The organism is Amycolatopsis cynarae, assembly GCF_026802195.1.
GTDB classification, from domain to species: Bacteria; Actinomycetota; Actinomycetes; order Mycobacteriales; family Pseudonocardiaceae; genus Amycolatopsis_E; species Amycolatopsis_E rhizosphaerae.
The window spans coordinates 1,542,366-1,559,466 of the sequence record NZ_CP113836.1; the positions used below are offsets into that span (position 1 = coordinate 1,542,366).

The 17,101-nt window shown below is 71.4% G+C and carries 15 protein-coding genes; 10 read left to right on the plus strand and 5 right to left on the minus strand.

The genetic code is table 11. The annotated features are described in order from the left end of the window. The first annotated feature begins 34 nt into the window (after positions 1–34). Positions 35–667 carry a LysE family translocator gene (locus ORV05_RS07570; protein WP_268757727.1) on the plus strand — a complete coding sequence of 211 codons (633 nt, stop codon included), beginning with the start codon at positions 35–37 and terminating at the stop codon, positions 665–667. Here the strand turns inward: ORV05_RS07570 and ORV05_RS07575 are convergent. Further along, positions 654–1,376 (minus strand): alpha/beta fold hydrolase, encoded by a 723-nt coding sequence (locus tag ORV05_RS07575; protein ID WP_268757728.1) that lies wholly within the window; start codon positions 1,374–1,376, stop codon positions 654–656. The two genes, ORV05_RS07570 and ORV05_RS07575, sit on opposite strands and share 14 nt — an antisense overlap. A 115-nt stretch (positions 1,377–1,491) precedes the next feature. Between ORV05_RS07575 and ORV05_RS07580 the strand changes: the two genes are divergently transcribed. Continuing rightward, positions 1,492–1,869, plus strand: a complete 378-nt coding sequence (locus ORV05_RS07580; protein WP_144590890.1) for an OB-fold nucleic acid binding domain-containing protein — start codon at positions 1,492–1,494, stop codon at positions 1,867–1,869. A gap of 14 nt (positions 1,870–1,883) precedes the next feature. After that, on the plus strand, positions 1,884–2,600 hold the full coding sequence (locus ORV05_RS07585) for a DUF3159 domain-containing protein (RefSeq protein ID WP_268757729.1): 717 nt from the start codon (positions 1,884–1,886) through the stop codon (positions 2,598–2,600). A 67-nt stretch (positions 2,601–2,667) separates the two neighbouring features. Here ORV05_RS07585 and ORV05_RS07590 read toward each other — a convergent pair whose 3' ends face one another. Continuing rightward, complete coding sequence (locus ORV05_RS07590; RefSeq protein WP_268757730.1) at positions 2,668–3,327, minus strand: potassium channel family protein; 660 nt, start codon at positions 3,325–3,327, stop codon at positions 2,668–2,670. 49 nt (positions 3,328–3,376) lie between these two features. After that, positions 3,377–4,036 (minus strand): potassium channel family protein, encoded by a 660-nt coding sequence (locus tag ORV05_RS07595; protein ID WP_268757731.1) that lies wholly within the window; start codon positions 4,034–4,036, stop codon positions 3,377–3,379. Positions 4,037–4,163: 127 nt separating this feature from the next. Between ORV05_RS07595 and ORV05_RS07600 the strand changes: the two genes are divergently transcribed. From ORV05_RS07600 to ORV05_RS07630, 7 genes are all read left to right on the plus strand, one after another. Continuing rightward, positions 4,164–6,179 (plus strand): APC family permease, encoded by a 2,016-nt coding sequence (locus tag ORV05_RS07600; protein ID WP_268757732.1) that lies wholly within the window; start codon positions 4,164–4,166, stop codon positions 6,177–6,179. Then, positions 6,176–7,384, plus strand: coding sequence for a class I SAM-dependent RNA methyltransferase (locus tag ORV05_RS07605; RefSeq protein ID WP_268757733.1), 1,209 nt, complete (start codon positions 6,176–6,178; stop codon positions 7,382–7,384). The genes ORV05_RS07600 and ORV05_RS07605 overlap by 4 nt, the downstream gene beginning before the upstream one ends. After that, positions 7,384–8,088: a GNAT family N-acetyltransferase gene (locus ORV05_RS07610; RefSeq protein WP_268757734.1), complete on the plus strand. Its 705-nt coding sequence runs from the start codon at positions 7,384–7,386 to the stop codon at positions 8,086–8,088. The genes ORV05_RS07605 and ORV05_RS07610 overlap by 1 nt, the downstream gene beginning before the upstream one ends. 133 nt (positions 8,089–8,221) lie before the next feature. Beyond that, a complete protein-coding gene (locus tag ORV05_RS07615) occupies positions 8,222–9,403 on the plus strand; it encodes a DUF2786 domain-containing protein (protein WP_268757735.1) in 1,182 nt (393 codons plus the stop codon). A 203-nt stretch (positions 9,404–9,606) separates the two neighbouring features. Next, positions 9,607–11,511: a 1-deoxy-D-xylulose-5-phosphate synthase gene (dxs, locus tag ORV05_RS07620; protein WP_268757736.1), complete on the plus strand. Its 1,905-nt coding sequence runs from the start codon at positions 9,607–9,609 to the stop codon at positions 11,509–11,511. Positions 11,512–11,573: 62 nt separating this feature from the next. Continuing rightward, positions 11,574–12,251: a response regulator transcription factor gene (locus ORV05_RS07625; protein WP_186382847.1), complete on the plus strand. Its 678-nt coding sequence runs from the start codon at positions 11,574–11,576 to the stop codon at positions 12,249–12,251. Next, the gene (locus ORV05_RS07630; protein WP_268757737.1) at positions 12,248–13,384 is read left to right on the plus strand and encodes a sensor histidine kinase; all 1,137 of its coding nucleotides are present in this window, start codon (positions 12,248–12,250) and stop codon (positions 13,382–13,384) included. Before ORV05_RS07625 ends, ORV05_RS07630 begins: the two co-directional genes overlap by 4 nt. 163 nt (positions 13,385–13,547) lie before the next feature. On the opposite strand, the gene ORV05_RS07635 is transcribed toward ORV05_RS07630, so the two are convergent. Both ORV05_RS07635 and ORV05_RS07640 read right to left on the minus strand, forming a co-directional pair. Further along, positions 13,548–15,656, minus strand: a complete 2,109-nt coding sequence (locus ORV05_RS07635) for a 3-hydroxyacyl-CoA dehydrogenase NAD-binding domain-containing protein (RefSeq protein WP_268757738.1) — start codon at positions 15,654–15,656, stop codon at positions 13,548–13,550. Beyond that, the gene (locus ORV05_RS07640; protein WP_268759732.1) at positions 15,653–16,846 is read right to left on the minus strand and encodes a thiolase family protein; all 1,194 of its coding nucleotides are present in this window, start codon (positions 16,844–16,846) and stop codon (positions 15,653–15,655) included. Before ORV05_RS07640 ends, ORV05_RS07635 begins: the two co-directional genes overlap by 4 nt. Between the last annotated feature and the right edge of the window lie 255 nt (positions 16,847–17,101).

A 17,101-nucleotide genomic window follows, 5' to 3' on the forward strand; every position in this document is an offset into this window, starting at 1 on the left:
GGGAGGGGCATGCGGGGATCCCTAGGATCACCGCATGCCGAACTCCACCGAATGGCTGATCTTTCTGGGGACGGCGGCCGTCTTCGCGTTCACCCCGGGCCCGGGGATGCTGTACGTGCTGGCCCGCGGGCTGCGCGGCGGGCGCCGCGAGGGCGTGCTGTCGGCCTTGGGCAATGCCATCGGCTGCTCGGCGCACGTACTCGCCGCGGCACTCGGGCTTTCCGCCCTGCTGGCCGCCTCGACGACGGCCTTCACCGTGGTGAGGTTCGCCGGGGCGGCCTATCTGGTCTATCTCGGCGTGCAGGCGATCCGGCACCGGCACGACGACGGTGAACCGGAGACGGCGGAAGGGAATGCCCGCAAACTCGTGCGTTCCCCGCTCGCCCAGGGCATCCTCACCGAACTGCTGAATCCCAAGACGGCGCTGTACTTCATGGCGCTGCTGCCGCACTTCGTGCATCCCGGTACCACGCCCGCCCCCGTGGCGTTCGGCCTGCTGGGGATGATCGCGCTGGTACTGGCGATGATCGCCGACCTGGTGGTCGGGGTGTTCGCCGGGAACATCGCGCAGCGTTTCCTCGCCGACCGGCGGCGGCGGATCCGGCAGCGGGTGGCCGGTGGCGCGGTGATGATCGGGCTGGGGGCCTTCGTGGCTAGCGCCGACTGAGCCGGCTGACCTGCCACGCTTCCACGGCGGCCCGGCCGAGCGATTCGCGGTCGGCACCGAGCCGGTCGAGAGTGGTTTCGCGGACCGTCGCGCGGGGCAGCGCCCCAGCCCAGGCATGGGCGATCTCGGCGGGGTGCACCGGATCGTCGACACAGGCGGCGATACCGACTGGAATGTCCAGTTCCTTCAAGGCTTCCAGGGTCGGTGCGGCCCGGTTCGCGGCCACCCGCAGGCTCGCCGCCAGCCCCGCGCCGTGCCGTCGCCAGGCCCGGGTGAGTTCTCCGGCCAGCCAGGGCGCGACACCGGCCACGGACAACCGGAGCGCCTTCTCGAGTCCTTCCCGCTCCACCAGGTCGGCGGACGCCTTGGCGGCGAGCGAGGCCGGTGCCGCGTCCGGTTCTCCGGCCCAGGCGGGCAGGGCCAGCAGCAGGCCGTCGCACCGGCCGGGGTTGCGTACCGCCCATTCCGCCGCGAGGTGGGCCCCGAAGGAGATCCCGCCCAGCAGCAGCCGTCCCTGCCGGGCGTTAGCAACCGAATCGATCATGGTGAGAAAGCCCACTGCCAGTTGCGCTCCGGGCGGTGGTTCCGGCGCGTCCAGCTCGATCCCGGACGCGGCGAGCGGACCTGCGAAAACGGAGCGGACGAAGATTTCGTCGGAGCCGGTGCCGGGCAGCATCAGGGCCATCGGCTTCGGCATAGCGGAGGTCACGTTGCGATCTTGCCCCAAAGCCCGTTTCCCTTGCCTGGAACACCTTCAACAAGGTTAGCCTTGACCACGTACGGGCCGTTCAAGTCGGGGGCCCCGGAGTACAGGAGCACCGCCTATGTCCGCCAAAGACGGCGGCTACTTCAGCCGGTTGGTTCGCAAACTGACCAGCGACGTCGAGGAACTCGACGCCGACGATCTGTCCGAAAAATCCGAGGCGGTCGGGGCGCGGCGCGCCTGCGACTGCCGCTCGGGTGAGGAAGTGACCGTGCTCGGACGGTTGCGCAGCGTGCAGCTGTGCCCGACCACCGAAGCGGCGACACTGCAGGCTGAACTGTTCGACGGAACCGAAGGCGTGACGCTAGTCTGGCTCGGGAGGCGCCGGATCCCCGGGATCGAACCCGGGCGGACGATCAAGGTGCGCGGCCGGCTGGCCGAGCGCGATGGTCACAAGGTGCTGTACAACCCGTTCTACGAGCTCCAGACGACCTCATGAGTTGGTAACCACACGTGACTGAACCCGCCGGCACCGACAAGCAGCAGACCGAGGACGAGCAGCCGACCGTGCTGGAACAGCTGGGCGGCGTGTCCGGGCTGATCTACTCGTCGGTGCCGATCGCGGTGTTCGTCCTCGCCAACGCGTTCCTCGGGCTGTTCCCCGCGATCTGGTGCGCGCTGGGCAGCGCGGTGGCGATCACCGTGCTGCGCCTGGTGCGCAAGGAACCGCTGCAGCCCGCCGTTTCCGGTTTCTTCGGTGTCGCGATCGCGGCGTTCATCGCCTACCGCACGGGATCGGCCAAGGGGTTCTTCCTGTTCGGGATCTGGGCGAGCCTGGTCTACGGCGGCGTGTTCGTGCTGTCGGTGCTGGTGCGCCGTCCGCTGGCCGGCGTGGTGTGGAACCTGCTCAACGGCACCGGCAGCGAGTGGCGCAAGGACAAGCGCTCCCGGTTCGGCTACGACCTCGCGACGCTGGCGCTGGCGGCGGTGTTCCTCGCCCGGTTCATCGTGCAGCGCTGGCTGTACAACGCGGACTACACCGGCTGGCTCGCGTTCGCGAAGATCGCGATGGGCTACCCGTTGTACGCGCTGGCGCTGCTGGTCGTGGTGTGGGCCGTGCGCCGGTCCGACCAGCGGATCAAGGAACTCGAACTGGACAGGGCCGCCACCGAGGAAGCCGCCGAGGAGGCGCTGCGCCTCAAGTACGGCGGCCGTCCCAACGAGGCCTGAAACCCGGCCCGACCCCGCTTTGGGGGCCCTGCCTCCGCGCCGTTTCCCCCCGGGCCGTTCCGGTGCTTCAGCCCTCGAGAAGTGCCTTGCGGATGTCCGGTTCGACCTCGGCCGGAGCCACGAACAGCAACTCGTCCCCCGCCTCCAGCGGGTCCTCCGGCTGCGGCACGATGACCCGCTCGCCCCGCAGGATGGTGACCAGCGCCGCATCCCGCGGCAGCGCGATCTCCCGCACCGGGCGGCCCGCCAGCGGGGTTTCGTCCGGCAGGGTGAGTTCGACGAGGTTGGCCTGCCCGTGGCGGAAGGTCATCAGCCGCACCAGGTCACCGACGCTGACGGCCTCTTCCACCATCGCGGCGAGGATCCGGGGCGTGGACACCGCCACGTCCACCCCCCAGGCTTCGGTGAACAGCCACTCGTTGGCGGGATTGTTCACCCTGGCCACCACCCGCCGCACCGCGAACTCGGTCTTGGCCAGCAGCGACACCACGACGTTCACCTTGTCGTCGCCGGTGGCCGCGATCACCACGTCGCACCGCTCGATCCCCGATTCCTCCAGGGTGGAGACCTCGCAGGCGTCACCGAGCACCCAGTCCGCCTGCTCGACGGTCTCCGGTTCGAACTGGTGCGCCTGCCGCTCGATGAGCATCACCTGATGCCCGCCATCGATCAGTTCGGCGGCGATCGACCGGCCCACGGCGCCCGCTCCCGCGATCGCGACCCGCATGAGTCCTCCTAGAAGTCGTGCGGGGCACCCGCACCGAAGTAGGTGTTGGTCAGTCCTCGGGTGCCTTGGCCGCCACGCTGGTGACGTCGCCGAGGGTGCCCGAGCGGGCGGCGACGTAGACCAGGTCGTCGGCCTGCAGCACCGTCTTGCTGTCGGGCAGCACCGGCGTGCCGAACCGCATCACGAACGCGACCCTGGCGCCGGTGGCCTCCTGCAGCTCGCGAACGGAGTGGCCGACCCACGCCTCGTGCAGCGGAAGTTGCAGCACCGCCACGTTGCCCGTCGGGTCCCGCCACGCCGACGACACGCCTTCGGGCAGCAGCGTACGCAGGAAGCGGTCGGTGGTCCACGGCACGGTCGCCACGGTCGGGATGCCGAGCCGTTCGTACACCGCGGCCCGCTTGGGGTCGTAGATGCGGGCGACGACGTGCTCGACACCGAAGTTCTCGCGCGCCAGCCGGGCGGAGATGATGTTCGAGTTGTCGCCGCTGGACACCGCCGCGAACGCCCCGGCCCGCTCGATGCCCGCGTCGATCAGGACCTGGCGGTCGAAACCGATGCCGAGGATCTGCCTGCCGTGGAAGTCGCTGCCCAGGCGGCGGAACGATTCCTGGTTCTTGTCGATGACCGCGACCTCGTGCCCCAGGCGCTCCAGCGCCGCGGCCAGGGACGCGCCGACCCGGCCGCATCCCATGATCACCACGTGCACGCGCTTGCCTCCTCTTAGCCTGCGATCCGTACGCCGGCGGCCACCGCGGGCCTTCACCCACACGGCGGCTACCCGCGTTTCGCCAGCGGAGAACCTACCCTGTCCCGGGGAACGTTAGGCTGCTGCCGTGCCGAAGTTTGCGTCCGTGGCCAAAAGGCTGCTGCTTGGCCGTCCGTTCCGCAGCGACCGGCTGTCCCACACCCTGCTGCCCAAGCGCATTGCGCTGCCGATTTTCGCCTCCGACGCGCTGTCCAGCGTGGCCTACGCGCCCGAGGAAATCTTCCTCACGCTGAGCGTGGCGGGCCTGTCGGCCTATGCCCTCGCGCCGTGGATCGGCATCGCCGTCGCGCTGGTGATGCTGGTCGTGGTGGCCTCCTACCGGCAGAACGTGCACGCCTATCCCAGCGGGGGAGGTGACTACGAGGTCGCGACCACCAACCTGGGGGGCAAGTTCGGGCTGACCGTGGCCAGTGCCCTGCTGGTGGACTACGTGCTCACGGTGGCGGTGTCGACCTCGTCGGGGGTGGCCAACATCGGGTCCGCGATCCCGTTCGTCGCCGAGCACAAGGTGCTGTGCGCGGTGCTGATCGTGGCCGTCCTCACCGCGCTCAACCTGAGAGGGGTGCGGGAATCGGGAAAGGCCTTCGCGATTCCGACATACGGCTTCATCGCCGGCATTCTGGTCATGGTGGTCTGGGGGCTGATCGAGGCGGTGGCCGGCACGCCGATGCGGGCCGAAAGCGCCGGGTTCGAACTGCACGAAGAGAGTTCGCTGGCCGGTTTCGCCTACGGATTCCTGATCCTGCGTGCCTTCTCTTCCGGTGCCGCCGCGCTGACCGGGGTCGAGGCCATCAGCAACGGCGTGCCCGCCTTCCGTAAGCCGAAGTCGCGCAACGCGGCGACCACCCTGTTGATGATGGGCCTGCTCGCGGTGACCATGCTGATCGGCATCATCGCGCTGGCGCGGATCACCGGCGTCAAGTTCGCCGAAGACCCGGCACGGCAGTTGTTCGGCGCGCCCGCGGGCTACCAGCAGAAGACGATCGTCACGCAGATCGCGCAGGCGGTGTTCGCCGGGTTCCCGCCCGCCTTCTACTACATCTCCTTCGCCACCGGGATCATCCTGCTGCTGGCCGCCAACACGGCGTTCAACGGCTTCCCGGTGCTGGGCTCGATCCTCGCGCAGGACCGGTACCTGCCCCGCCAGTTGCACACCCGGGGCGACCGGCTGGCCTTCTCCAACGGGATCCTGTTCCTGGCGGCCTTCGCGCTGGTGCTGATCTTCGCGTTCAACGCCGAGGTCACCAAGCTGATCCAGCTCTACATCGTCGGCGTGTTCGTGTCCTTCACGGTCAGCCAGGCCGGCATGATCCGGCACTGGAACCGGCTGCTGGCCCGCGAGACCGATCCTCAGGCACGACGGCGGATGCGCCGTTCGCAGACGGTCAACGCGATCGGCCTGACCATGACCGGCCTCGTGCTGGTGATCGTGCTGGTCACCAAGTTCCTGCTGGGCGCGTGGATCGCGATCGCCGCCATGGTGGCGATCTTCCTGCTGATGACGGCGATCCGGCGGCACTACGACCGGGTGGCCACGGAACTGGCCGAGACCGACGGGTACCAGCCCGACGTGCTGCCTTCGCGCAACCACGCGATCGTGCTGGTGTCCAAGCTGCACCTGCCGACGCTGCGGGCGCTCGCCTACGCGAAGGCGGTGCGGCCCGACGTGATCGAGGCGGTCACGGTCAACGTCGACGACGAGGAAACCCGTGGCCTCACCAAGGAGTGGGACGAGCACGGCTTCAAGGTGCCGCTGAAGGTGCTGGAGTCGCCGTACCGGGAGATCACCAGGCCGGTCGTGGACTACGTGAAGCGGGTGCGTGGCGACAATCCGCGTAACGTGGTCACCGTGTTCATCCCCGAGTACGTGGTGGGGCGCTGGTGGGAGCAGTTGCTGCACAACCAGAGCGCGCTGCGGCTCAAGGGCCGCCTGCTGTTCCAGCCGGGCGTGATGGTGACGAGCGTGCCGTGGCAGCTGGCGTCGTCGGTCAAGGCGGTCAACCGGGCCCGGTTGCGTCCGGCAGCCGGCGACGTGCGGCGCGGTCTCTACCGAGCGCCCGCGGGGCGTAAGGACGGCTCGTGACGGGCGAGAGCTGGCTGGGCCGGACCTTCGAGGTCGAGGTGGGTCCGGTGGCCCACGGCGGGCACTGCGTGTCCCGGTTCGAGGGACGGGTGGTGTTCGTCCGCCACGCGTTGCCGGGCGAGCTCGTGCTGGCCGAGGTCACCGAGGACAAGGGCGGGTCGTTCTGCCGGGCGGACGCGGTCCGCGTGCTGCGGCCGGTGCCGCAGCGGGTCGAGCCGCCGTGCCCGCTGGCCGCGCCGGGGGGCTGCGGCGGATGCGACTGGCAGCACGCGGCCCCGGAGTTCCAGCGCGAGCTGAAGGCCCGGGTGGTCGAGGAGCAGCTGCGCCGGCTGGCGGGCATCGAGCGTGCGGTCGAGGTGGAGGCGCTGCCCGGCGGGCCGCTGGGCTGGCGCAGCCGGGTCCGGCTGGTGGCGGGCCGTGACGGCCGTGCCGGGTTGCGGGCGCACCGCAGCCACCGGGTGGTGCCGCTCGAGGACTGCCCGATTTCGGTGCCGGGCGCGCTGGAACCGGTGCTGTCCCGGCGGTGGCGGCCGGGGAGCGAACTCGAGGTCACCCGGGATGCCGAGGGGCATACCCACGTCCGTGAGCTGAGCATGGTGCGGGGCAAGCGGCGCGCCCGGCAGATCAGCGGCGGTGTCGCGGTGCAGCATGCCGCCGGCCGGGACTGGAAGCTCGACGCGCACGGCTTCTGGCAGGTGCATCCGGCCGCCGCCGACACGCTCGCCGCCGTGGCCGGTGAGTGGGCGCGTGCGCCACACGGCGGGCTGGCGTGGGACCTCTACGCCGGGGTCGGGTTGTTCGCCTCCGTGCTGGCCGCTCAGGTCGGTCTCCAGGGGGAGGTCGTCGCGGTCGAGTCGGGCCGCCGTGCCGTCACCGACGGCGAAGCGGCGCTCGCGGACCTGCCGCAGGTGCGCTGGCTGCCGGGCCAGGTGGAGCGGGTGCTGCCCGGGCTCGAGGGCCGCCCGTCGGTGGTGGTGCTGGATCCGCCGCGGGCCGGGGCCGGGCGCGCCGTGGTCGAGGCCGTGGCCGGGCGCGGCCCCGAGCGGGTGGTGTACGTGGCCTGCGATCCGGCGGCGCTGGCCCGGGATCTGGCGACCTTCGGCGCTCATGGCTACCGGCTGACCGCGCTGCGGGCGTTCGACGCGTTCCCGATGACCCACCATGTGGAGTGCGTGGCCCTCCTCGAGCCCGCCGGAAACGGTTGATGGCGGACCGCGACGCCCTGGTGCTCGACGACCCGGTGGGTTGGTCACTCCGTGGCCACCACGCGCGGTTCGCCCGCTGCTCGGGCCGGGCTGCCGGTTACGTGCCGGGAGTCGCCACCTTCTCCGCGGTGCCCGCCGACCCGGACGCGGCGGAATGGGCGGACCTGGCCCGGCTGCTCGGCCCGGGTGAGCTCGCCGACCTGTTCACCTGCCCGGCCACTCCGCCCCCGGACTGGGAGCCGGTCTTCGCCGTCGAGGGCCGCCAGATGATCTGGCCCGGCAGCGGCCGGCCCGATCACCCTCGGTCCGGGAACGGCACCGAGGTGGTCGTACTGGGCGGGGACAGCGTGCCCGAGATGCTCGACCTCGTCGCGCGGACCCGGCCGGGGCCGTTCTGGCCGCGCACCCACGAACTGGGCACCTATCTCGGCATCCGCGAGCGAGGCGCGCTGGTGGCGATGGCGGGGGAACGGCTGCGACCCGCGGGCTGGACCGAGATCAGCGCCGTGTGCACCGCTCCCGAGACACGGGGGCGAGGCCACGCCGCCCGCCTGGTCGGTGCGCTCATCGCGCGTGTCCTGGCCCGCGGTGAACGTCCCTTCCTGCACGTCGCCGAGGCGAACACCGGAGCCATCGCCCTCTACGAGCGGCTCGGCTTCAAGGCGCGCAAGGACGTCACCTTCCGGGGGTTCCGCACTCCGTGACCGGACGAAGCGGGCGAAAGTGTCGGTGCCCCGGGGCAGGATGCCCGGTATGAGCCTGGAGAGCTTCGACCGCGCGGCCGCGGCGGTCACCGGAACACGGCTGTCCGCCTTCGGCGGCGGGCGGTAGCGGCCCATGTGGGAACTGAGGGAGATCACGGCTGCCCTGAAGTCCGGCGGTTTCGGGGATCCAGCGCGGGCGAGGGTGGCCGACGTGCTGGCCGGTCCCGGTTCCGCCGGGGAGCCGCGCCGGGTGGACCTCGCGGCCGACGTGGCGCTGGCCGAAGCCGTGGCCGACCCGCTCGGCCGGGGCTGGCGGCCCTGCGACCTGCACCGGATGGCACTGCGCCGGGAGGACGCGCGGGTGGCCGGGCTGGTGGCGGACGCGATCGCGGCCGAGCTGGCTTCACGGCCGTCGGCGGCCGTACCGCCATCGTGGCGGGACCAGCTCGACCGGCTCGGCTCCTCCGTCTGGTGGCGGCCGGAGGAGCCGCGAGTGAGCCAGTGGGCGGCCCGGGAGGGGGTCGGCAGGCGGGACACCCTGGTGCAGGTGATGCGGGCGCTGGGGTCGGTCGCGCTGTTGCCCGCGCTGCCCGATCCGCCCGCGCCCGCGCGGCCGGGGACGGGAGTGAACGAGAAGATGCTGGCCCGTGTTCGCGCCCTGCTGGCCAAGGCGGAGTCGACATCGTTCCCGGAGGAGGCCGAGGCGCTTTCGGCCAAGGCGCAGGAACTGATGAGCCGCTACTCCTTCGAGCGGGCCCTGGTCGATTCCGGCCCGGGGCGGACGGGCTCGGCGCGGCGGTTGTGGCTGGAGGATCCGTACCTGACGGCGAAGTCGGCCCTGGTCATGGCGGTGGCGTCGGCGAACCGGTGCCGTTCGGTGGTCTACCCGGGGCTGGGTTTCGTCGTGGTGGTGGGGCACGAGACCGACCTGGACATCGTCGAGTTGCTGGCGACCTCGCTGCTGGTGCAGGCGACGGAGGCGATGCTGGCGGCAGGCAGGCACACGCACCGGGACGGGCGCTCGCGCACCCGCTCGTTCCGGCATTCGTTCCTGCTGGCCTACGCCGAACGCATCCGGGAGCGCCTGACCGAGACCGACCGGCGGTGCCTGGAGCAGGTGGCCGACGAGCGCCTGCTGCCGGTGCTCGCCCGGCGCGAGGAGGAGGTCGACGAGCTGTTCCGCGAGCTGTTCCCCGAGGTTCGCACGCGCCGGTATGCCGCGGGCAGCGACGCCGGCGGATGGCAGGCCGGGCGTGCGGCCGCCGAGCGGGCCAGGCTGACCGTCGAACGGCGCGCGGTGGGGCCGCGGCCGTGACCCTCCGTTGTGGACGGTCCGCGGAACAGGGCGTGCGGGTCCGTGCCCCTGCCGGGCGCACCTGCCGCCGCCCACTGGCGCTACGGTGGGTGAACGAGCGGACCGTTTTCGCTCCAGTGACGCACACCGCGCGGAGCGGCGAGCCCGTTTCGCTTCTCCGTAGACTGAGCGGACGGTCCCGGATCGACAGGGTGAGGTGGAAAGTGACTTTGCTGGAGTCCGTGCACGGGCCGGCCGATCTCAAGCGCATGAGGCTGAGCCAGCTCGAGCAGCTGGCGGGGGAGATCCGCGACTTTCTCATCGACAAGGTCCGGCGCGCCGGCGGGCACCTCGGGCCGAACCTGGGTGTGGTCGAGCTGACCATCGCGCTGCACCGCGTGTTCGACTCGCCGCGGGACGCGATCGTCTTCGACGTCGGTCACCAGAGCTACGTGCACAAGATCGTCACCGGTCGCCGTGAGGGCTTCGACCTCCTGCGGCAGACCGGCGGGGTCGCGGGCTACCCGATCCGGGCCGAGAGCGAGCACGACTTCGTCGAGAACAGCCACGCCTCCACCGCGCTGTCCTATGTGGACGGCCTGTCCAAGGCGTTCGAGCTGGCCGGGGGCGGCAGGCACACCGTGGCCGTGGTCGGCGACGGTGCGCTCACCGGCGGCATGTGCTGGGAGGCGCTCAACAACATCGCGGCCGAACCGGGCCGTCCCGTGGTGATCGTGGTCAACGACAACGGCCGGTCCTACTCGCCGACCATCGGCGGTTTCGCCGAGCACCTGGCGTCGCTGCGACTGCAGCCCGGGTACGAGCGCGTGCTCGACGGCGGCCGCGAGCTGCTGCTGCACACCCCCGTGGTGGGCAAGCCGATCTACGCCGCGCTGCACGCGGCGAAGGCGGGCATCAAGGACGCGCTCAGCCCGCAGATGATGTTCTCCGACCTCGGCCTGAAGTACCTCGGCCCGGTCGACGGGCACGACCTGGTCGCGCTGGAACGGGCCCTGCAGTCGGCGAAGGCCTTCGGCGGTCCGGTCGTGGTGCACGCGGTCACCGAGAAGGGCCACGGCTATCCGCCCGCGGTCAACCACGAAGCCGACCAGATGCACCAGACCGATCCCATCGATCCGGACACCGGGCTGCCCAGGCCCAAGGGCCGCAGCTGGACCGACGTCTTCGGCGACGAGCTGGCCGAGATCGGTGCCGAGCGGCCCGACGTGGTCGCGATCACCGCCGCCATGCTGCGTTCCACGGGCCTCGGCAAGTTCGCCGACCGTTTCCCGGACCGCTGGTTCGACGTGGGCATCGCCGAGCAGCACGCGGTGACGTCGGCCGCCGGACTGGCCATGGGCGGGCTGCACCCGGTCGTCGCGGTCTACTCCACCTTCCTCAACCGGGCCTTCGACCAGGTGCTGATGGACGTGGCGCTGCACCGGCAGCCGGTCACGCTGGTGCTCGACCGAGCGGGCATCACCGGTCCGGACGGGCCCAGCCACCACGGCATGTGGGATCTGTCGCTGCTGGGCATGGTGCCCGGGATGCGCGTGGCGGCCCCGCGGGACGCGGCCACCCTGCGGGAGGAACTGCGCGAGGCGCTGGCGGTGTCCGACGGCCCGACGGCGCTGCGCTACTCGAAGGGCAGCGTGGTCGAGTCGGTGCCCGCCGTCGAGCGGATCGGTGTGGTCGACGTGCTGGCCAAGCCCGCGGAGGAGGCCGAGCAGGACGTGCTGCTCGTCGTGGTCGGCGCGTTCGCCGGGCTCGGGCTCGCGGCCGCGGAACGCCTGGCCGACCAGGGCATCGGGGTCACCGTGGTGGACCCGCGCTGGGTGGTGCCGGTTCCGGCCGAGTTGGTCGCGCTGGCGCGCCGGCACAGTCTGGTGGTGACCGTGGAGGACAGCGGCCGTCACGGTGGCTTCGGCTCCGCCTTGAGTGCACTGCTGCGCGACGCCGAGTGCGATGTGCCGCTGCGGGATCTGGCGGTGCCGCAGCAGTTCCACGAGCACGGTTCCCGCGAGGAGGTGCTGGGACGTGTCGGGCTGACCGCCCAGGACGTGGCGCGCAAGGTCACCGAATGGACGGCGAACCTGCTGCGGGAGCGTCAGCCGGAGGCGGCCGAATAGGGGACATGCCCCGGCGCGTGGCGTACAGGTGCTTCTCAGGAAACTGTGGCACGGTGGTTGACGTGCGGATTCTGGTAGTCGAGGACGAAGAACCCCTCGCGGAAGCGATCGCCCGTGGCCTGCGCCGGGAGGGCATGGCCGTCGATATCGCGCTCAACGGGGACGAGGGGCACGAGAAGGCCAGCATCACCCGGTACGACGTGGTGCTGCTGGACCGAGACCTGCCCGGTATGTCCGGCGACGACCTGTGCAAGCAGATCGTGGCCTCCGGCGAGCTCACCAGGGTCCTGATGCTCACCGCCAGTGGCACCGTGTCCGACCGCGTCGAGGGGCTTTCCCTGGGCGCCGACGATTACCTGGCCAAGCCCTTCGCCTTCCCCGAACTGGTCGCGCGGGTGCGGGCGCTCGGCCGCCGGGCCACCCCGGCCGCGCCGCCGCTGCTGACCGCGGGTGACGTCGAGCTCGACCCGGCACGCCGGACGGTGCGGCGGGCCGGTGGCCCGATCGAGCTGACCCGCAAGGAGTTCGGCGTGCTCGAGGTGCTGCTCGCCGCGAAGGGCGCGGTGGTGAGCAGCGAGGAGTTGCTGGAGCGGGTGTGGGACGAGAACGCGGACCCGTTCACCACGACGGTCCGGGTGACGGTGATGACCCTGCGCAAGAAGCTCGGCGAGCCTGGAATCATTGAGACCGTGGTGGGATCGGGATACCGGGTACCGAACGCCGGTCCTGTGGACGGGTGAGGCGGGCCGCCGGACTGCTGCCGGCGAACAGCCTGCGCGCGCGGATCACGCTGCTGTCGACGGGCCTGGCCGCCGGGGTGAGCCTCGTGCTGCTCTGGCTGGCCTGGATGCTGGTCGGGGACGCGGTCGCGGCCTTCCCGCAGCTGCCGCCGGGGACGACGGTCCGTGCCGACGGGGTGGACGTGGACGCCGCGGCGCTGGCGGCGCACCTGCGGGAGCACGCGCGGGACAAGGTGCTGCTGGCGGGGTCGATCGCGTTCTGCTGCGTCGTGCTGGCCACCGCGATCCTGGCGTGGACGTTCACCTCGCGCGTGCTGCGGCCGCTGCGGGAGATCACCGGCACCGCCCGGCGGTTGTCGGTGGAGTCGCTGGGCGAGCGCATCGGCGAGGTGAAGTCCAGGGGCGAGCTGGCCGAGCTCGCGCACACCTTCGACGCGATGCTCGACCGGTTGCAGGCGGCGTTCGAGGCGCAGCGCCATTTCGTCGCCAATGCCAGTCATGAGCTGCGGACCCCGCTGTCGGTGATCCGCACCGAGCTGGATGTGACACTGTCGGACCCCGATGCCGATGTGGCGGAGCTGCGCCGGATGGCCGCCGTGGTGCGCGATGCGACCGAGCGGGCGGGCAATCTCGTCGGTTCGCTGCTGCTGCTCGCCCGCACCGACGGTGCCGGGCTGATGGTGAACGAGCCGACGGATCTGGCGGTGCTGGTGTCCAGTGCGTGGCGGGCCGCACGGGGCGAGGCCGAGCAGCGGGGGATCCGGACGAAGTTCGACACCGCGCCGACGCCGGTGCGGGGGGATCCGGCGCTGCTGGAGCGCATCGCGGGCAACTTGCTGGAGAACGCGGTCCGGCACAACGTGGACTCGGGCTGGATCGAGGTGGTGACGCAGCCGGGCGAAGGCTGGTCGATGCTGCGCGTGCGCTCGTCCGGCGGGCTGATCGATCCGGCGACCGTGGCCGAGCTGTTCGAACCGTTCCGCCGGGCCGGAGTGGCCCGGACGGCCCGGTCCGGGGCCGGGCTCGGCCTGTCCATCGTGCGGGCCGCGGTGGAGGCCCACGGCGGCAGGGTCACCGCGGAACCCGTGGTCGGCGGCGGCCTCTCCGTCACCGTCGTCCTCCCCGCCGCCTGACCGCCCGAGTCCCACCTTCACGCGCTTGTGTCCCACCTTCAGGCGCCCGAGTCCCACGCTCGCGGCGCTGAGGGTGGGACACAAGCGCACGAGCGTGAGACACAGCGAGACGGGAAGGGGCCCCTCACCGGGTGTGGTGAGGGGCCCCGTCGGCTGAGCCGGGTTACGCCGGGACGGAGGCGACACCCGGGGCCAGGAACGCCTTGCCGTTGACCCTGGCCGACACGCCCTCACGGTCGAGGTAGGGCGTGATGCCGCCGAGCCAGAACGGCCAGCCGGCACCGAGGAGCATGCACAGGTCGATGTCCTGCGCCTCGGCGACCACGCCCTCGTCGAGCATGATCCTGATCTCCTGGGCGATCGCGGCGAGCGCCCGCTCGCGCACCTCTTCCTCGGTGGACGGCCGGTCACCCAGCTGCCACAGCGCGGCGACCTCGGGGTCGACCACCTGGTTGCCCGCCGAGTCCCACTGCCAGACGGCGCGCTTGCCCGCCTCGACGAACTTCTTGAGGTTCCCGCTCACCTTGAAGCGGTCCGGGAAGGCCCCGTGCAGGGTCTCGCCGACGTGCAGCGCGATGGCCGGGCCGACCAGCTGCATGAGCACCAGCGGCGACATCGGCAGGCCGAGCGGCTCCAGCGCGCGGTCGGCCACCTCGAACGGCGTGCCCTCGTCGACCGCGTTGAGCACCTCGCCGAGGAAGCGCAGCAGCAGCCGGTTCACCACGAACGCGGGCGCGTCCTTGACCAGCACGCAGGACTTCTTCAGCTGCTTGCCGAGCGCGAACGCGGTCGCCAGCGCGGCGTCGTCGGTCTGCTCGCCGCGCACGATCTCCAGCAGCGGCAGCACGGCCACCGGGTTGAAGAAGTGGAAGCCGACCACGCGTTCCGGGTGCTGCAGCTTCGACGCCATCTCCGACACCGACAGCGACGAGGTGTTCGTGGCGAGGATGGCTTCGGGCGAGACGTACTGCTCGAGGTCGCCGAAGACCTGCTGCTTGACGCCCATCTCCTCGAACACGGCCTCGATCACGAAGTCGGCGTCGGCGAAGGCGGCCTTGTCGAGCGAACCGGTGACCAGCGCCTTGAGCCGGTTCGCCGCGTCGGGCGAGAGCCTGCCCTTGCTCAGCAGCTTGTCGATCTCGGCGTGCACATAGGACACACCCTTGTCGATGCGCTCCTGGTCCACGTCGGTGAGGACCACCGGAACCTTGAGCCGCCGCACGAACAGCAGCGCCAGCTGGCTGGCCATCAGCCCGGCGCCGACGACGCCGACCTTGGTGACCTTGCGGGCCAGCGACCTGTCCGGCGCGCCCGCGGGGCGCTTGGCGCGCTTGTTCACCAGGTTGAACGAGTACAGGCCCGCGCGCAGCGTGTCGCTCATCAGCAGTTCCGCGAGCGCCTCGGTCTCGGCCGCGTAGCCGGTGGTGAGGTCGGCGGTGCGCGCCAGCTCCAGCAGTTCGACGGCCTTGGTCGCGCCCGGGGACGCGCCGTGCGTCTTGCCATCCACAATGGACCGGGCGCGGGCGATGGCGGCGTCCCACGCCTCGCCGCGGTCGATCTCGCGGCGGGCCGGGGTGAGCTCGCCGCGGACGACCTTGGCCAGCCACAGCAGCGACTGCTCGAGGAAGTCCGCCGACCCGAAGACCGCGTCGACGATGCCGAGCTCGGCCGTCTTGGCCACGTTCAGCATCTTGTTCTGGTTCAACGCGTTTTCCACGATCACCGTGACCGCGGCGTCCGGGCCGATCAGGTTCGGCAGCAGCTGCGTGCCGCCCCAGCCCGGGAACAGACCGAGGAAGACCTCGGGGAACGCGATGGCCGCGGTGTTCTCCGAAAGCGTGCGGTAGTGGCAGGACAGCGCGAGTTCGAGCCCGCCGCCCATGACCGCGCCGTTGACGAAGGCGAAGGTCGGGATCTCCGAGTCGGTCAGACGGCGGAACACCGCGTGCCCGGTCTCGGCGATCTCACGTGCCAGCGCCGGGTCGGAGACCGCCTCGACCCCGGAGAGATCGGCGCCCACGGCGAAGATGAACGGCTTGCCGGTCACCGCGATCGCGGCGGGCCCGGCGGCGAACGCCTCGTCCAGCGCGGAGCCGAGGCTGACCAGCCCCTGCGGGCCGAAGGTGGAGGGCCGGGTGTGGTCGTGCCCGTTGTCGAGCGTGATCAGCGCGACGGGCTTGTCGAGCCCGGGAACGTTCACCAGCCGGGTGACCGCCCTGGTCACCACCTCGTTCGGGAACGCGGCCTTGGCCTGTTCAGCTGTGAAGGTCACTTCTTGCTCCCGTCGTAGGCAGGGTTCTCCCAGATCACGGTGCCGCCCATGCCGAGTCCGATGCACATGGTGGTGAGGCCGTAGCGGACGTCGGGCCGCTCGGCGAACTGGCGCGACAGCTGGGTCATCAGCCGCACACCGGACGAGGCGAGCGGGTGACCGCAGGCGATGGCGCCGCCCCACGGGTTGACCCGCGGGTCCGCGGCGTCGATGCCGAAGTGGTCGAGGAAGGCCAGCACCTGGACCGCGAAGGCCTCGTTGATCTCGAACAGGCCGATGTCCGAAATGGACAGACCGGTGCGGGCGAGCAGCTTCTCGGTCGCGGGCACCGGGCCCACGCCCATGATCTCGGGGTCGACACCGGCGAAGGAGTAGCCGACCAGCCGCATGCCGACGGGCAGGCCCAGCTCGCGAGCGGTGTCCTCGTCGGCGAGGATCGCGCCGGTCGCGCCGTCGTTGAGGCCGGCCGCGTTGCCCGCGGTGACCCGGCCGTGCGGGCGGAACGGGGTCTTGAGCTTGGCCAGCTGCTCGACCGTGGTGCCCGGCCGCGGCGGCTCGTCCTCGGTGGCCAGGCCCCAGCCCAGCTCGGCGTTGCGGATGGCGACCGGCACCAGTTCGGGGCCGATCTTGCCGGTCTTGACGGCCTCGGCGTAGCGCTCCTGGCTCTGCGCCGCGTAGGCGTCCGCGCGCTCCTTGGTGATCGCCGGGAACCGGTCGTGCAGGTTCTCCGCGGTCTGACCCATGACCAGGGCGGTCGGGTCGACCAGCTTGTCGGCGACGATGCGCGGGTTCGGGTCGACGCCCTCGCCCATCGGGTGCCTGCCCATGTGCTCGACACCGCCGGCGATGGCGATGTCGTAGGCGCCGATGCCGATGCCACCGGCGACCGAGGTCACCGCGGTCATCGCGCCGGCGCACATGCGGTCGATCGCGAAACCGGGCACGGACCGGGGGAGGCCGGCCAGCAGCGCGGCGGTCCGGCCGATGGTCAGGCCCTGGTCGCCGATCTGCGTGGTGGCGGCGATGGCGACCTCGTCGATGCGCTCGGGCGGCAGCTCAGGGTGCCTGCGCAGCAGTTCCCTGATCACCTTGACCACGAGATCGTCGGCGCGGGTGCCGGCGTAGATGCCCTTGTCGCCTGCCTTGCCGAACGGGGTCCGGACCCCGTCGACGAAGGCCACGGTGCGCACCGCCCGCGCGGTCGGCGCTAGGGGTGTTGCGGCCACGGTTGCTCCACTCTGTTGTCGCGCGGGCGGCCCCGCGCTCCGCACGGTGCGAGATCCGGCCGGAAGGGTGGCCGGTGACGGCCACGGGCGGCCGGGCGACGTCGCACCGACGTGAACGATGTACGAGCGCACCATAGCCCTTGTTACCCGCGGGTAACCAGGGGTGTGGCCTTGTCGAGTGGGTTACGCCACCTTTCCGGGCGTCCGGGCACTCGAAGG